Raw genomic sequence first — 15,594 nt, forward strand, 5'->3', positions numbered from 1 at the left:
GTCATGAAAAAACCAGAGCTCTTAGTGACGCCGACGAGCACAGCGGACATTTTGCCGCTCATACAGGCGGGGGCAACTGCGTTTTTAGTTGGGGAACAGAGATACGGCTTGAGATTAGCCGGAGAATTTTCTCGTGAAGATGTAACAAAAGCCGTAGAGATTGCTCACAAAGAAGGAGCAAAAGTATACGTTGCTGTAAATGCAATTTTCCATAACGATAAAGTGGGTGAGCTTGGCGAATATCTGGCTTTCTTAGCAGAAGCCGGTGTCGATGCAGCGGTATTCGGCGATCCTGCCGTGCTGATGGCTGCCCGTGAATCTGCGCCTGCTCTGAAGCTTCATTGGAGCACAGAAACGACAGGCACCAACTATTATACATGCAACTACTGGGGACGCAAGGGTGCGGCGCGCTCTGTGCTTGCCAGAGAATTAAACATGGACAGCATTGTTGAGATTAAAGAAAATGCGGAAGTCGAAATTGAAATCCAGGTGCATGGAATGACATGCATGTTCCAATCGAAGCGTTCTTTGATTGGAAACTATTTTGAATATCAGGGCAAAGTCATGGACATTGAAAGAAAGAAAAAAGAATCAGGCATGTTTTTACACGATAAAGAACGTGATAATAAATATCCGATTTTCGAAGATGAAAACGGCACTCACATCATGAGCCCGAACGATGTGTGCATCATTGATGAGCTCGAGGAATTGATAGATGCCGGAATTGATTCTTTCAAAATCGATGGTGTTTTGAAAACGCCTGAATACCTAATAGAAGTCACCAAAATGTACAGAGAAGCAATTGATTTGTGCGTGGAAAACCGTGACGAATACGAAGCGAAAAAAGAAGACTGGATCGAACGCATTGAAAGCATCCAGCCAGTAAACAGAAAAATTGATACCGGATTCTTCTTCAAGGAAACGGTTTATTAATCAAAAGGAGGTTAAGCTATGACTGCCGTAAATGATAAAATATCCACAATCGTTAATGGAAAGCGTGTGATTACGAAAAAGCCGGAACTTCTCGCACCTGCGGGTAATCTTGAAAAGCTGAAAATCGCTGTTCATTACGGAGCGGACGCGGTCTTTATCGGGGGACAGGAATACGGGCTTCGCTCGAATGCCGATAACTTTACGATCGAAGAAATTGCAGAAGGCGTTGAATTCGCAAAGAAATATGGCGCGAAGATCTACGTAACAACGAATATTTTCGCTCATAATGAAAACATGGACGGGCTTGAAGACTATTTAAAAGCGCTTGGAGACGCCAACGTTGCCGGTATTATTGTGGCAGATCCGCTTATTATTGAAACATGCCGCAGAGTGGCGCCGAATGTTGAGGTTCACTTGAGCACACAGCAGTCTCTTTCAAACTGGAAGGCTGTCCAGTTCTGGAAGGAAGAAGGTCTCGACCGCGTCGTGCTGGCACGTGAAACTAGCGCTCTTGAAATCAGAGAAATGAAAGAAAAGGTAGATATCGAAATCGAATCCTTCATTCATGGCGCAATGTGTATCGCATATTCCGGCCGCTGCGTGCTGAGCAATCACATGACAGCGCGGGATTCCAACCGCGGAGGCTGCTGCCAGTCATGCCGCTGGGATTATGATCTCTATCAAACAGACGGTGCCAACGCCGTTGCTTTGTATGGTGAAGAAGATGCACCATTTGCGATGAGCCCGAAAGATTTGAAGCTGATTGAATCCATTCCGAAAATGATCGAAATGGGAATAGACAGCTTAAAGATTGAAGGCCGCATGAAATCCATTCACTATGTAGCAACTGTTGTCAGCGTATACCGCAAAGTAATCGATGCTTATTGCGCTGATCCAGAGAACTTTGTGATTCAAAAAGAATGGCTTGAAGAGCTCGATAAGTGCGCCAACCGGGACACTGCGACAGCTTTCTTTGAAGGAACGCCAGGCTATGAAGAGCAAATGTTCGGCGAACACGCCAAGAAAACGACATATGATTTTGTCGGCTTAGTGCTGAATTATGATGAAGATACACAAATGGTCACGCTTCAGCAACGCAATTTCTTCAAAAAAGGCGACGAAGTGGAATTTTTCGGTCCAGAAATCGAAAACTTTACACATACGATTGAAACCATTTGGGACGAAGACGGAAATGAGCTAGATGCTGCCCGCCATCCCCTGCAAATTGTCAAATTCAAACTAGACAAAAAGATTTATCCGAGCAACATGATGAGAAAGGGGAAGTAACAGCCCATGGGTAAGAATCCAGTAGTCATTGGAATCGCAGGAGGTTCCGGTTCAGGAAAAACGAGTGTCACACGGTCCATTTATGAACAGTTTAAAGGACACTCAATTTTAATGATCCAGCAGGACCTTTATTATAAAGACCAAAGCCATCTTCCGTTTGAAGAAAGGCTGAACACAAACTACGATCATCCGCTTGCGTTTGATAATGACTATTTAATCGAGCATATTCAGGATCTATTGAATTACCGCCCGATTGAAAAGCCGATTTATGACTATAAGCTTCACACACGTTCAGAAGAAACGGTTCACGTAGAGCCAAAGGATGTTATTATCCTTGAAGGCATTCTTGTTCTTGAAGACAAAAGGCTTCGTGATCTGATGGATATCAAGCTTTATGTTGATACGGACGCTGACTTGCGTATCATCAGACGGATTATGAGAGATATTAATGAGCGCGGACGCTCTATTGATTCTGTCATTGAACAATATGTGTCAGTGGTCCGTCCGATGCATAACCAATTCGTCGAGCCGACGAAACGATACGCTGATATTATTATCCCGGAAGGCGGTCAGAATCACGTCGCAATTGATCTGATGGTCACAAAAATTCAAACCATTCTTGAACAAAACGCGATTTTGTAATACCATAGCATAGACATAAATAACTCTGACCATATTATGTATAGGCAGGAAGGGAATGTGCGAATTCCCTTCTTTCCCTGTTTATAAACGCGAAATATTTGCAGAACGACACGATTCAGTTTAAGATAAACAGTACCTATATGGGAGAGAAGAACGAGGACTGCCCTGTGTTCTCATTCTTGTATTTTTTAGTTTATGCTCTCATACATAATCGAAGATGTTGAGGGACAACCAGAAGGAGTGAAGGGACATGGCACAAGAGAAAGTTTTTCCTATGACTGCAGAAGGAAAACAAAAACTTGAACAAGAATTAGAATATTTGAAAACGGTTAAACGAAAAGAAGTAGTAGAGCGAATCAAAATTGCGAGAAGCTTCGGAGACCTTTCCGAGAACTCTGAATACGATTCAGCGAAAGAAGAGCAGGCATTTGTAGAGGGCCGCGTGACGACTCTTGAAAATATGATTCGCAATGCGAAAATCATTGAAGATGACGGCGGCTCTAACGTTGTCGGTTTGGGTAAAACCGTCACTTTCGTCGAACTGCCTGACGGTGATGAAGAATCATATACGATCGTCGGAAGCGCGGAAGCTGACCCGTTTGAAGGGAAAATCTCAAACGATTCACCGATCGCAAAAAGCCTCTTGGGCAAAAAAGTAGATGAAGAAGTCACAGTACAAACACCGGGCGGAGAAATGCTTGTGAAAATTGTGAAAATTTCATAATATCTGTTTAGCAGCGAAACACCTCGTCCACAATGTGGGTGAGGTGTTTTTTTATGAAGATATCGAAACGAATGAAGCTGGCAGTCATCGCTTTTTTGATTGTATTTTTTCTGCTTCTGCTGAGGCTTGCGGAAATCCAGCTGTTTTTCACAGAATCATTTTCTAAAAAGAAAATTAATTTGATTCAAGAAAGTGTGAAACAGCGGACGGAGGAAGTGCTCATTTCAGATGGAAGAGGCTCTTTTTTAGATCGAAACGGGCGGGCGCTGACAGGACAAAGCGAGCCCGCGGTTGTTTTGTTCCCTTTTCTGCTGACGCAGGATTGGCCGATCAAAAAAGTTGCGGACATCCTCGGCATGTCTGAAGATAATTTGCGCCAGACACTAGGTCAGGCAAAAAAACCGGTCATTTTGCAGCAAAAGAAAATCAAAACACTTTCAAAACAATCTATCACAAAAATCAATTCTTTGAAATATCCCGGCATTTACGGCGTATATATGGAGAATGAAGACAAGCCCAGCCTTGCTTCACATACGATAGGGAGCACGAACCAAGATCCGGCGCTGCTTCGCAAGAAATATCCTGACAAGGGAAGTCTTCCGATTACAACAGAAATCGGAACAACCGGCTTAGAACGGACATTTGACGAGTTTTTGCTTCCGGAACAAGACACAAAGCTTTTATATCATGTGGACGGAAAAGGAAACCCTTTGTTTGGCATGGACGTCAAATATACAGCTGAAGCCAATACATTTTATCCGCTCCAGGTCAAAACAACGATCGATCAAAGCATTCAAAAAGCGATGGAGGAGGTATTGGATGAACAGGGGCTGAAAAAGGGAGGAGCTGTGCTGCTGGACATCGAAAATAGCAGTGTTCTGGGAATTGTAAGCAAACCAGATGCAGACGTGTCCCGGCAAAACACACTTCAAAATTATATGCTGACGCCAATCTATCCCGGATCAGTTTTTAAAACAGTCATTGCCGCAGCTGCAATCGAAAATAATATGGTGAAGCCTAGTCAAACCTTTAATTGCAATTTTAACCTGTACGGGGAACCGGGGGACGACAAAGGAACCTTGTCTTTTGATGAAAGTTTTGCCCAAAGCTGTAATTACACATTTACGAGTCTTGCAGAACAATTAATGAAAAAAGACAGCTCAGTTATTGAAGATATGTCCGAGAAGCTGGCTCTCACTGATCGGGCAGGCTGGGAGGGAAAACTGTACCACGAAACCGATTTCCGCCAGCTGTATAACGAAAAAAGCGGCGTGATTTGGGGGGATGAAAAAGACAAATCAGTCAAAAAAGCCATTGCGCAAACAGCAATCGGGCAGAAAAATGTAAAGGTAACGCCGCTAGAGGTAGCCAATATGATGGCGACAATCGCCCGCGGCGGAGAAAAACGGCAGGTGAAAATTGCCGAACAAATTGAGTATAAGAACGGCACAACGCTCGTTACATTTAAGGATCAGAAGCTCAAAGGGGAAACGATAGACAAATATACGTCACAGCAGCTTCAAAAAATACTGCGGCGGGTGGTAGAATCTCCTTCTGGAACGGGCAGAAGGTTTCAAGATCTTCCGTATACTGTAGCAGGGAAATCGGGCACAGCCCAAACAGGCAAGCTTTCAAAAGAGAAGGAAACGCTCTATGAAAAATGGTTTGCCGGATATTTTCCCGCGGATAAGCCGAAATACGCTCTGGTTGTTTTACACATGGATACACCGGGAGATAAGGCTCTGACAAATTCGGTGTTTTATGATATTGTTAAAAAAGTACACGAAATTGAAATCAATCAGAAATAGAACAACTTCTCAGCACATGTTAAAATATATGCTGAGCCAAGAGGGATAAAGGAGTGCAGAATTATTGAGCAATAATCAATCTCGTTATGAAAATCGTGATAAACGCAGAAAAGCCAATTTAGTGCTTAACATTTTAATCGCAATCGTATCCATACTAATTGTCGTAGTAGCAGCGAATCTCTTCATTAACAGTCCTTCTAGCAAAGATGTCAGCAAGGATTCTGAAACGGCGCAAAAACAGGAATCTCCGGCTTCAGGAAAGACGGAAAAGAAATCGGATGAGGATATAAAAGACAGCAAGAAAGATACATCTGACAGCGAAAAGGATTCTGAGAAGTCTTCTGACTCTGATTCCAAAAAAGATGATTCTTCTTCTAAAAAGGATGATTCTGATTCAGATTCAAGCTCAGATTCAGCCAGTGATGGGCTTAAAGATGCAAAAGTAACAGAAGGCGGCTCATCGAGCGATGTGGAAAAAACGTATGAAAATCCTGACTGGAAAGCAGTCGGAACTGAGCAAACAGGCGAGCATGCCGCTACTTATGATTCAAGCTCGCAAGACTGGGCTGAGATGCTGAAAGCCATTTCATACGCAACTGGTGTCTCAACAGATAACATGACGGTGCTCTGGCTTGGAAATAACGGCAGCCCTCAGGATGCCAAAGGCAAGATTTTGGACAAGGCGACTGGGAATAAATATCAAGTCACGATTACATGGGTCGATGAAAAAGGCTGGAAGCCGACAAAAGTAGAAAAGCTAAAATAAACAAAAGCAGCCGGGTTACAACCGGCTGCTTTTGTTTTAGGCTTCAGCTGCGAAATGAACCACCGCGCTGTACAATATTCTTCCTTCTGCCACAGCAGTTTGGTGTGAAACAGATTTCACCCGGAGCATGATGGCTTTATTGTTTTCAATTTGTGTATTGATTTTCTTTTCAAGCTCTTGCAATGAAGCCGCTTCAAAAAATTCCACTTTGTCTTTAATCAGATCTAATTGAAAATTCATGTCTTGACCCTCCAGCTTTCACAAGTCATATGAAGTATAAGCTTTTTTGCGGTCAATGCGCAATATGAGATGGCATAAAATACACAAAGTGTTTTAGTACCTGCTTTTCAGAAGATGTGGTATTATAGGAACTGTTCCATCATTAATTCATAGTATGCTTATAGGAATTATTAAATATGGAGTGTGACAAATATGGGACGTGAATTTATCCCTCTCTTTGAAGATTGGGCAGCAACTTATGACCAAACAGTACAAGGTTTAGATATTCAGTATAAAGAAGCGTTCAGAGGCTATGATCATATCCTTGATGCCATCGTCAGCAAATCTGGAACGCATGTGTTAGAATTTGGCCCTGGGACAGGGAATTTGACGGCTAAGCTGCTCGATGCAGGCAAAACTGTATTTGGAATCGAACCTTCTCCAGCAATGCGTAAACTGGCTTCTGACAAGCTTTCAGGCAGGTCGGAAATCGTTGATGGAGACTTCCTGACATTCCCTGAGCCGCCATTTCAGGCTGATACAATTGTCAGTTCATATGCTTTTCATCATTTGACTGACGAAGAAAAGCGGGCTGCCATAAAGCAATATGGCAAATACCTTCACTTGCATGATAAAATAGTGTTTGCCGATACCGTCTTTGAAGATGCGCAAGCGTATCAAAAGGCTATCGATAAAGCCCGTTCTCAAGGCTTTTATCAGCTTGCAAATGATTTAGAGACAGAGCATTATCCTACATTGGATGCGTTGAAAGAAATGTTTACAGCTGAAGGTTTTGCAGTCCGATTCACTCAGCAAAACGACTTCGTGTGGATAATGGAGGCGATCAAACGGTAAAGTGAAGGGAATGTGAATAGATGAGACTAGCAGTCATCGGAGCAATGGAAGAGGAAGTTACCATCTTAAGAGACAAACTTGAAAATGCAAAAACAGAAACGATCGCACACTGTGAATTTACAACAGGCGAATATGAAGGAACTGAAGTGATTCTTTTAAAATCAGGAATTGGAAAAGTAAATGCTGCTATCAGCACGACGCTTCTGCTTGACCGTTACAAGCCTGATTATGTCATTAACACAGGCTCAGCCGGCGGATTTCATCATACATTGAATGTAGGGGATGTCGTCATTTCCACTGACGTTCGCCACCATGATGTAGACGTAACGGCTTTTGACTATGAATACGGCCAAGTGCCGGGTCTTCCGGCTGCTTATGCGGCGGATGAAAAGCTGATCAGCATCACTGAAGAAGCGGTATCTGAACTCGACGGCATTCAGGTTGCAAAAGGAACGATTGCAACAGGCGATTCTTTCATGAACGATCCGAAGCGGGTTGAAGAGGTGCGTGCGAGATTTTCTGATCTGTACGCGGTTGAAATGGAGGCTGCGGCAGTGGCTCAAGTGTGCCATCAATTTAAAACGCCGTTTGTCGTCATCAGAGCATTATCTGATATTGCAGGAAAAGAATCACATGTTTCATTTGACCAATTTTTAGAGCAGGCGGCTGTCCATTCAACAGAGCTTGTGTTAAAGGTGATCAAACGAATTCATTAAAACGGGGAGAATGTTCTCCTCCGTTTTTTCTAAAAACACCCTCTAATAAGGAGGAGGACATATATGACAGTGATTACGGACATTACCGAGCTGATTGGGAATACACCGCTTCTCCGCTTGAAGAACTTTGATGTTCCAGAAGGAGTCGCGGTGTATGCCAAGCTTGAAATGATGAATCCAGGGGGAAGCATCAAAGACAGACTGGGAGATATGCTGATTCGTGACGCGCTCGATTCAGGCAAGGTAAAACCTGGCGGAGTGATTATAGAAGCTACGGCAGGCAATACAGGGATCGGCCTTGCGCTGAGTGCCAGAAAATATGGGCTGAAAGCGATTTTCTGTGTCCCTGAACATTTCAGCAGAGAGAAACAGCAAATTATGCAAGCGCTTGGCGCATCAATCATTCATACACCGCGTCAAGACGGAATGCAGGGCGCCATTCAAAAAGCCATTCAGCTGGAGTCTGAAATTGAAAATTCTTATTGCGTTTTGCAATTTAAAAACCGAGTAAATCCATCGACTTACTATAAGACGCTTGGGCCTGAAATGTGGGAAGCGCTTGATGGGAATATTCATACATTTGTCGCAGGGGCAGGATCAGGGGGCACGTTCGCAGGAACAGCTTCCTTCTTAAAAGAAAAAAATCCAGCAGTCAAAACGGTGATTGTTGAACCGGAGGGCTCGATTTTAAACGGAGGAGAGCCTCACGCTCATAAAACAGAGGGCATCGGAATGGAGTTTATCCCCGATTATATGAATAAGAGCCACTTTGATAAGATCTACACCGTAACGGATGAGAATGCGTTTAGACTTGTGAAAGAAGCGGCAGAAAAAGAAGGCCTGCTGATCGGAAGCTCTTCAGGTGCAGCGCTTTATGCAGCATTGGAGGAAGCGAAAAAAGCATCGGCGGGAACTAACATTGTCACAGTATTTCCTGACAGCAGCGATCGATATATCAGCAAACAAATATACGAAGGAGGCATCTGATATGAAGAAAAAAACTTTGATGATACATGGCGGAATCACAGGTGATGAGAAAACAGGCGCAGTTTCCGTGCCCATTTATCAAGTAAGCACGTACAAGCAGCCGAAAGCAGGACAGCATACAGGCTACGAGTATTCAAGAACGGCCAATCCGACTCGAACCGCTCTCGAAGCACTTGTGACAGAACTGGAAAGCGGGGAAGCAGGTTATGCGTTCAGTTCGGGAATGGCTGCCATTACAGCAGTTATGATGCTGTTTAACAGCGGAGATCATGTCGTGTTGACTGATGATGTGTACGGCGGAACATATCGCGTGATGACAAAGGTGCTTAACCGTCTTGGCATTGAATCAACATTTGTTGATACGAGCAGCAGGGAAGAAGTTGAAAAAGCGATTCGCCCTAATACAAAAGCCATTTATATTGAAACACTGACAAATCCGTTGCTCAAAATCACCGACTTGACGCTCATGGCTGATATCGCAAAAAAAGCGGGTGTTCTGCTTATCGTAGACAACACCTTTAATACTCCTTATTTTCAGCAACCGCTTACTTTAGGCGCTGATATCGTACTTCACAGTGCGACAAAATATCTTGGCGGACACAGTGATGTCGTCGGAGGTTTAGTTGTGACAGCTTCGAAAGAGCTTGGAGAAGAGCTGCATTTTGTGCAAAACTCCACAGGCGGCGTGCTCGGCCCTCAAGATTCCTGGCTGTTAATGAGAGGAATCAAAACGTTGGGACTCAGAATGGAAGCGATCGATCAAAATGCGCGGAAAATCGCAAGCTTTCTTGAGAATCACCCTGCTGTCCAAACGTTATATTACCCTGGTTCTTCAAATCATCCCGGACATGAGCTTGCAAAAACGCAAGGATCGGGCTTTGGCGGCATGATCTCCTTTGATATTGGCAGTGAAGAACGGGTTGATGCGTTTTTAGGAAATCTGAAACTGTTTACCATTGCTGAAAGCCTGGGGGCGGTTGAAAGCTTAATTTCTGTTCCTGCAAGAATGACACATGCCTCTATTCCGAGAGAACGCCGGCTTGAGCTCGGCATTACGGACGGCTTGATCAGAATTTCTGTAGGAATTGAAGATGCGGAAGACTTGTTGGAAGATATCGGCCAAGCGCTTGAAAATATATAACAAATGGATAGAATTACTTTCTCTGTAAGCCGCCGGATTATATTATAATAGTCGTATACTATGAATCTGGCAGGTGATTCTTTTGCACAAAAATAGAATGAAATCTTTAAAAGAAGACTACAAGCATTTTGCTTTTACATTGCTTGCAGTCAGCACTTTTTTATATATAGGTGCAGTTCTCCCTGATCAAGGCTTAACATTAGGCCAGAAATCGACGATGTTTTTAGCGGATTGCGTATTTTTAGCCGGTGCCTTCTTTTGCGCTGACCGTTCACTTATTTACAAGAAGCGTCTGGAAGAAGCTGACGAATAAAAAAACAGCCATCATCAGCGATGGCTGTCAGCTTGTAGAGAAAACGACGTTTTTTCTACAAGCTTTTTTGTTTTATACAGTTTCTTTAGATATTCATCAGGTTTCAGATGCAGAAAAAGCGCTCCCACATGCCTAGCCCTGCTTGGCTAGGTATGTGGCAATCTTCTTCATGTTCTGGCATGCGGCTGTGAGGAGAACTTGTTCACTCACATTTCGTTTTCCCCTCAACCTGCAATAGCGAAGCCCATGCAGCTGTTTTGAATCTGCAAAGCTTCGCTCTATTTTTTCTTTTCTTTTTTTGTAGAGGTTTTTTCCTGAAACAGACAAGCGATTTTGTCTGACCTTTTCTTTATGATCTTCCCATACATGTCGAGTAATCACTTTCTGCCGATTCTTTGATTTTGTACAGTTTTCAAGCAGTGGGCATGAGGAACATATTTCAGGATTTGATTTATATGACCGGTAGCCTTTTCGGTCAGTTGTTGAGTATGTAAGTGTTTGGTGATTTGGACAAATGTATCTGTCTTGTTCACTGTCATAATGAAATTTCCATTTTGGAAACAAGCCTCGGATAGGGTGATAACGTCTATGTGCGATGACACCAAAGATTTGGCGGTCAGATAATCCTTTACAGATCGGAGTCGTTAAATATCCGGAATCAAGGGCGACGGCTTCTACTTGAAAACCAAATCGTGCGATTTGGTGGTCTAATCGGTCAAGATAAGGCACAGAATCATGGACATTTCCAGGTGTGACGTAGGCATCGGTGATAATGTTGTATTTCATATCTGTTGTGCGGTGATCTAAATAGAAAAAACCTTCTGGTTTGTTTTCACGATACAGATAGCCACTTTCCGGATCGGTTGTACTGTGGCGGATCTCTTTTTCAGCTTTCACCTCCTCTTTGGCTGTTAATGGTTTTTTTCCGTGTTCCTCCCGATCCTCTTGAATGGCTTCATTTAAATCCTTGATATAGTTTTGGGTATCCTGCGCAATTGTTTTTCTTGTGTATTTATGCTTGTTGGCATTGGCTTTAAGGTGTGTGGAGTCGGTGAATAGGACTCGTCCGCCCACCATGTCATGATTGATGGCCTGAAGAACGATCTCATCAAAAATGTCTTGGAAGATGGTTGTATCTTTAAAGCGTGTGCGTCTGTTCCAGCTGATGGTGGAGTGGTGTGGAACCGGGTCGTTTATGTTCAATCCGAGAAACCATCTGTACGCCATATTGTAGTAAATTTCTTTTTCAAGCTGTCTTTCTGAACGGATACCATAGAGGTATCCGATAAACATCATTTTAAATAAAATAAGCGGATCAAGTGAGGGGCGGCCTTTGTTTTCACTGTAGTAAGGTTTCACCTTTTCAATGATGAAAGAGAAGTCTATGTGTTTATCAATTTTCCGAAGCAGGTGATCCTCTTCAACGAGTTGGTCAAGCAGAACAAATTCGGCTGTGTTTTGAGAAGAGTTTCTTGTGTGGAACATGAGAAAGACACCGTCCTTTTAAGTCTTTCTTTTATTTTATTACAGAAGAATGGATATTTTAAAGAAAAATAAAGGCTGTCGAGATTTTCTCGACAGCCTGACAGCCATCATCAGCGATGGCTGTTTTTCTGTTATTTTTCTCGAAGTTCTTTTCCCATGCCTTTTAAAAACTGAAGGCCGAAGCCGACGGCTCTGTTGATGTCAGGGTCGTTCATTGCTTTTAACAGGTCGAGAACCCCGACTTTCTTGTCTTCTTTTAAAAAGCTTTGTGCCTGTTCAGTCCCAGCCATTACGCTTTCTAAAAGCTTTGCTGTAAACTCAGGATCGGCTTTTGTCAATGCGCCTCCGGCGGCCATCATCGTGTTGATGAGGTTGGTGACAGGCTCGCGGGAAACTTGGCCAAGCGCAATCTTGGCAATGTCTTCCTTCGCTCTGAGCATGCTTGTTGCCGCATCAAAAATTCCAAGATCATTGAGTTCATTCATTAACGTCATCGTTTTAGAGACGGCGTCCTCATTTTCCGCCAGCAGCTCTTTCAGTTCTTCTATTTTTTCAAGCTTAATTTGCTCAGCTGTTTTTGTTTCTTTTTTGATCGTCGTAATCGGAGTGGCCATTCGTTTTCCTCCTATCGTTTAATCAGTCAGATGGACATAGCCAGGGCGGTTCCATTTTCTTTCTGCTTCGACTCCGTTTTGCGGATGCCGTTTTTTGTTGCGCGGATTTGTTTTTGGAAGCGGCGCTGTTTCACAGCCGCCAAGCACTTCCATGCGGACCTTTGTCTGTTTATAAGCAGGCGTGTTCGTCCGTTTATCAGCTGCAGGGCCCGTCAAGAAGTTAATTGCTGACTCCTTGTCTGTCGAGTTCATTGGCAAATAGAGTTCATTTTTCCGTACCCGGTCTGTGATCAGCGCGTTCAATTTGACTGCTCCGAACGGAGAAACGAGCCGTACAAGCGAACCGTCACAAACACCTCGCTCTTGTGCAAGCTCAGGTGAGATCTCAACGAATACATTTGGCACTTTCGCTTGGATGCCTTTCGATTTATTTGTCATGTTTCCTTCGTGGAAATGCTCCAGCATCCGGCCGTTATTGATATGAAGGTCATATTCCTCCGGAAATGCCGCTGGCTCGGTCCAATCAGAAAGGGCAAAGCGGGCTTTTTTGTCAGGGAAATTAAATCCGTCTTCATACAGAAGCGGTGTGCTTTCACCTGTGAAGCTGCCCCATAGGAAGCTGTTCCAGCCTTCAAGCACCTCATAGCTTGCTTTGGCAAACAGAGGAGAAAGACTCGCCATTTCAGAGAAAATGTCACTTGGATGGCTGTAATTCCAATTCGCTCCTAAACGGTTTGCCACCTCTTGAATAATCCACCAGTCCGGTTTTGCGTCACCAAGCGTCGGAAGCGCCTGATACAATCGCTGGACACGGCGTTCTGTGTTGGTAAATGTTCCGTCTTTTTCAAGTGAAGGAGTGGCCGGCAAGACGACATCAGCATATTGAGCTGTTCTTGACAGGAAGATGTCCTGTACCACGAAGAAATCAAGGCTTGATAAAATATCATGCACATGGTTCGCGTTTGAATCGACCAGTGCCATATCCTCACCGACAAGATACATAGCTTTCATTTTTCCTTCTTCAATGGCATGAAGCATTTGAATATTATCTAAACCAGGCTTTCCATCAATCTCGACACCATATGCCTCTTCAAATTTAGCGCGGGCCTTGTCATCTGTAATATGCTGATATCCCGGCAGCCAGCCAGGCAATGTTCCCATATCACATGCGCCTTGCACGTTATTGTGTCCGCGCAGAGGATAAGCGCCGGCACCTGGACGGCGATAGTTGCCCGTAGCGAGAAGCAGGTTTGAAATGGCTGCTGATGTATCAGAACCGCCTGTATTTTGTGTGACACCCATTCCCCAAAGGACACAAGTACCGTCAGCATCACGGATCATTTCAGCAATTTGAATGATGTTTTCTTTTGAAAGGCCTGTGATGCGTTCTGCATAATCAAGCGTATACGTTTTAAGAGTTTCTTTATAATCTTCAAAGTAATTAACATTCTCATCAATAAACGCCTGATCGTGCCAGCCTTGGTCGATCATATATTTCGTAACAGCCATCAGCCAGACTTGGTCTGTGCCTTGTTTAGGGCTGATGAACAGATCAGATCGCTCGGCCATCTCATTTTTACGCAGGTCGGCAACAATCAGTTTTTGACCGTGAAGCTTGTGCGCCCGTTTGACGCGTGTTGCGAGCACCGGGTGTCCTTCCGCCGGATTGGCGCCGACGATGATGACGAGACCGGCTTTGGCAATATCTTTAATCGTGCCAGCGTCACCGCCCATGCCGACAGTGCGGAACAATCCGTCTGTAGCAGGAGACTGGCAGTAGCGTGAGCAGTTATCGACATTGTTTGTTTCAAATACCTGACGCGCTAGCTTTTGAATGACGTAGTTTTCTTCATTCGTAATTTTAGAAGAAGAAATAAACCCGACAGAGCCTTTACCGTACTGCTCTTTAATTGATCCTAATCTGCTTGCGACAAGATCGAGGGCCTCTTCCCAAGAAGATTCCACAAAGGCTCCATTTTTACGGATTAAAGGCTTTGTGATTCGCTCCTCAGAATTGACGAAATCCCAGCCGAATTTCCCTTTGACACATGTGGAAATCGCGTTAACCGGAGCATCAGAAACAGGCTGGATCTTTAAAATATCCCGTCCTTTTGTCCATACTTCAAATGAACACCCGACACCGCAGAACGTACATACAGTTTTCGTTTTTTTCGTTCTCGTTTCACGCATTGCCGCTTCGACTTCAGAAATGGCAAAAATGCTGCCATACCCCGGTTCAACATTTTTCACGAGGTCAATCATCGGTTCCATGACGTCCTCTTTAATCCCTGTCATAAAGCCAGCCTGCCCGAGCATTGATTTTTCCATCAGTGCATTACATGGACATACTGTGACACACTGACCGCAGCTGACACAGGAAGATTCATTGATCGGAACTCCCTCATCCCAAATGACGCGAGGGCGTTCGCGTTCCCAGTCGATTGAGAGTGTTTCATTTACCTGAAGGTTTTGACAGACCTCAACACACTGGCCGCAGGCAATACATTGGTTTGGATCATAGCGGTAAAAAGGATGAGACATATCAACTGCGCAAGAAGGATCTTCTTTTGGCGTGTATGGGTATTTTTGATGCTCGATCCCCATCATTTCCGCTGTATTATGCAGCGTACAGTTTCCATTGTTGTTATCGCAAACTGTACAATACAGCAAATGATTTTCAAGAAGGCGGTCCATCGCTTCGGTTTGCGCTTCTTTCACTCGATTTCCTGATAGATCAATAGACATCCCGTTTTCTGCAACCGTCGCGCATGAACGAACCAGCTTGCCGTTTGCCTCTACTATGCAAGTATCACAAGTTTGAATCGGGTCAACCTCTGGTACGTGGCAAATCTGCGGGTACTCAATTCCGTTTTCATTTAAAATATCTAATATTGTGGCCCCTGCTCGTGCTTGAATTTCTGTTCCGTCTACACGGACACTGATCGACTTACCGTCCATCATATTCATATTCCCCTCCATCTTTCTTTCAAGAAGTCAAAAAAAGCCATGTATAGATACACCTGCCCTTAATTCTAAGAAGGTGTAAACACACATGGCGGAATAGTTCACTAGCAAGTCTTACTAACAGACCAATCCTTGATTTT

General features: G+C 43.9%; 15 protein-coding genes. 11 read left to right on the plus strand and 4 right to left on the minus strand.

Features of this window, described 5'->3' with window-relative positions:
* The first annotated feature begins 3 nt into the window (after positions 1-3).
* The 6 genes from PUN35_RS00970 to PUN35_RS00995 all read left to right on the plus strand — a co-directional run bounded on the left by PUN35_RS00970 (position 4) and on the right by PUN35_RS00995 (position 6,160).
* On the plus strand, positions 4-933 hold the full coding sequence (locus PUN35_RS00970) for a peptidase U32 family protein (RefSeq protein WP_014480415.1): 930 nt from the start codon (positions 4-6) through the stop codon (positions 931-933).
* An 18-nt stretch (positions 934-951) separates the two neighbouring features.
* Complete coding sequence (locus tag PUN35_RS00975; RefSeq protein WP_003229802.1) at positions 952-2,220, plus strand: peptidase U32 family protein; 1,269 nt, start codon at positions 952-954, stop codon at positions 2,218-2,220.
* A gap of 6 nt (positions 2,221-2,226) precedes the next feature.
* Positions 2,227-2,862, plus strand: a complete 636-nt coding sequence (gene udk / locus PUN35_RS00980; RefSeq protein WP_003225916.1) for a uridine kinase — start codon at positions 2,227-2,229, stop codon at positions 2,860-2,862.
* Between the two features lie 250 nt (positions 2,863-3,112).
* A complete protein-coding gene (greA, locus tag PUN35_RS00985) occupies positions 3,113-3,586 on the plus strand; it encodes a transcription elongation factor GreA (RefSeq protein WP_004399078.1) in 474 nt (157 codons plus the stop codon).
* Between the two features lie 53 nt (positions 3,587-3,639).
* Positions 3,640-5,394 (plus strand): peptidoglycan D,D-transpeptidase FtsI family protein, encoded by a 1,755-nt coding sequence (locus tag PUN35_RS00990; protein WP_014480414.1) that lies wholly within the window; start codon positions 3,640-3,642, stop codon positions 5,392-5,394.
* 64 nt (positions 5,395-5,458) lie between these two features.
* Complete coding sequence (locus tag PUN35_RS00995) at positions 5,459-6,160, plus strand: YrrS family protein (RefSeq protein ID WP_014480413.1); 702 nt, start codon at positions 5,459-5,461, stop codon at positions 6,158-6,160.
* A 36-nt stretch (positions 6,161-6,196) separates the two neighbouring features.
* Here the strand turns inward: PUN35_RS00995 and PUN35_RS01000 are convergent, their stop codons facing one another.
* Positions 6,197-6,400, minus strand: coding sequence for a YrzA family protein (locus PUN35_RS01000; RefSeq protein WP_014477495.1), 204 nt, complete (start codon positions 6,398-6,400; stop codon positions 6,197-6,199).
* A gap of 192 nt (positions 6,401-6,592) precedes the next feature.
* Here PUN35_RS01000 and PUN35_RS01005 point away from each other — a divergent pair, with 192 nt between their 5' ends.
* From PUN35_RS01005 to PUN35_RS01025, 5 genes are all read left to right on the plus strand, one after another.
* On the plus strand, positions 6,593-7,234 hold the full coding sequence (locus PUN35_RS01005) for a class I SAM-dependent DNA methyltransferase (RefSeq protein ID WP_014480412.1): 642 nt from the start codon (positions 6,593-6,595) through the stop codon (positions 7,232-7,234).
* 20 nt (positions 7,235-7,254) lie between these two features.
* Complete coding sequence (mtnN, locus tag PUN35_RS01010) at positions 7,255-7,950, plus strand: 5'-methylthioadenosine/S-adenosylhomocysteine nucleosidase (protein ID WP_031600735.1); 696 nt, start codon at positions 7,255-7,257, stop codon at positions 7,948-7,950.
* 63 nt (positions 7,951-8,013) lie between these two features.
* Positions 8,014-8,937, plus strand: coding sequence for an O-acetylserine dependent cystathionine beta-synthase (locus tag PUN35_RS01015; RefSeq protein ID WP_014480410.1), 924 nt, complete (start codon positions 8,014-8,016; stop codon positions 8,935-8,937).
* A gap of 1 nt (position 8,938) precedes the next feature.
* Positions 8,939-10,078 (plus strand): bifunctional cystathionine gamma-lyase/homocysteine desulfhydrase, encoded by a 1,140-nt coding sequence (locus tag PUN35_RS01020; protein WP_014480409.1) that lies wholly within the window; start codon positions 8,939-8,941, stop codon positions 10,076-10,078.
* 82 nt (positions 10,079-10,160) lie between these two features.
* A complete protein-coding gene (locus tag PUN35_RS01025; RefSeq protein WP_014480408.1) occupies positions 10,161-10,391 on the plus strand; it encodes a YrhC family protein in 231 nt (76 codons plus the stop codon).
* 132 nt (positions 10,392-10,523) lie between these two features.
* Here PUN35_RS01025 and PUN35_RS01030 read toward each other — a convergent pair whose 3' ends face one another.
* The 3 genes from PUN35_RS01030 to fdhF all read right to left on the minus strand — a co-directional run bounded on the left by PUN35_RS01030 (position 10,524) and on the right by fdhF (position 15,451).
* Positions 10,524-11,876, minus strand: coding sequence for an IS1182 family transposase (locus PUN35_RS01030; protein ID WP_014478984.1), 1,353 nt, complete (start codon positions 11,874-11,876; stop codon positions 10,524-10,526).
* Positions 11,877-12,007: 131 nt separating this feature from the next.
* A complete protein-coding gene (locus PUN35_RS01035; RefSeq protein ID WP_014480407.1) occupies positions 12,008-12,490 on the minus strand; it encodes a helical membrane plugin domain-containing protein in 483 nt (160 codons plus the stop codon).
* 18 nt (positions 12,491-12,508) lie between these two features.
* Complete coding sequence (gene fdhF / locus PUN35_RS01040; RefSeq protein ID WP_072592607.1) at positions 12,509-15,451, minus strand: formate dehydrogenase subunit alpha; 2,943 nt, start codon at positions 15,449-15,451, stop codon at positions 12,509-12,511.
* Positions 15,452-15,594 lie beyond the last annotated feature (143 nt).

It is taken from the genome of Bacillus sp. N3378-2at (assembly GCF_033412715.1).
Taxonomy (GTDB): domain Bacteria; phylum Bacillota; class Bacilli; order Bacillales; family Bacillaceae; genus Bacillus; species Bacillus subtilis.

Bases quoted from the DNA above. Each gene is read 5' to 3' on its own strand.
- PUN35_RS00970 (WP_014480415.1), top strand. From the start codon at position 4: ATGAAAAAACCAGAGCTCTTAGTGACGCCGACGAGCACAGCGGACATT.
- PUN35_RS00975 (WP_003229802.1), top strand. From the start codon at position 952: ATGACTGCCGTAAATGATAAAATATCCACAATCGTTAATGGAAAGCGT.
- udk (WP_003225916.1), top strand. From the start codon at position 2,227: ATGGGTAAGAATCCAGTAGTCATTGGAATCGCAGGAGGTTCCGGTTCA.
- greA (WP_004399078.1), top strand. From the start codon at position 3,113: ATGGCACAAGAGAAAGTTTTTCCTATGACTGCAGAAGGAAAACAAAAA.
- PUN35_RS00990 (WP_014480414.1), top strand. From the start codon at position 3,640: ATGAAGATATCGAAACGAATGAAGCTGGCAGTCATCGCTTTTTTGATT.
- PUN35_RS01000 (WP_014477495.1), bottom strand. From the start codon at position 6,400: ATGAATTTTCAATTAGATCTGATTAAAGACAAAGTGGAATTTTTTGAA.
- PUN35_RS01005 (WP_014480412.1), top strand. From the start codon at position 6,593: ATGGGACGTGAATTTATCCCTCTCTTTGAAGATTGGGCAGCAACTTAT.
- mtnN (WP_031600735.1), top strand. From the start codon at position 7,255: ATGAGACTAGCAGTCATCGGAGCAATGGAAGAGGAAGTTACCATCTTA.
- PUN35_RS01015 (WP_014480410.1), top strand. From the start codon at position 8,014: ATGACAGTGATTACGGACATTACCGAGCTGATTGGGAATACACCGCTT.
- PUN35_RS01020 (WP_014480409.1), top strand. From the start codon at position 8,939: ATGAAGAAAAAAACTTTGATGATACATGGCGGAATCACAGGTGATGAG.
- PUN35_RS01030 (WP_014478984.1), bottom strand. From the start codon at position 11,876: ATGTTCCACACAAGAAACTCTTCTCAAAACACAGCCGAATTTGTTCTG.
- PUN35_RS01035 (WP_014480407.1), bottom strand. From the start codon at position 12,490: ATGGCCACTCCGATTACGACGATCAAAAAAGAAACAAAAACAGCTGAG.
- fdhF (WP_072592607.1), bottom strand. From the start codon at position 15,451: ATGATGGACGGTAAGTCGATCAGTGTCCGTGTAGACGGAACAGAAATT.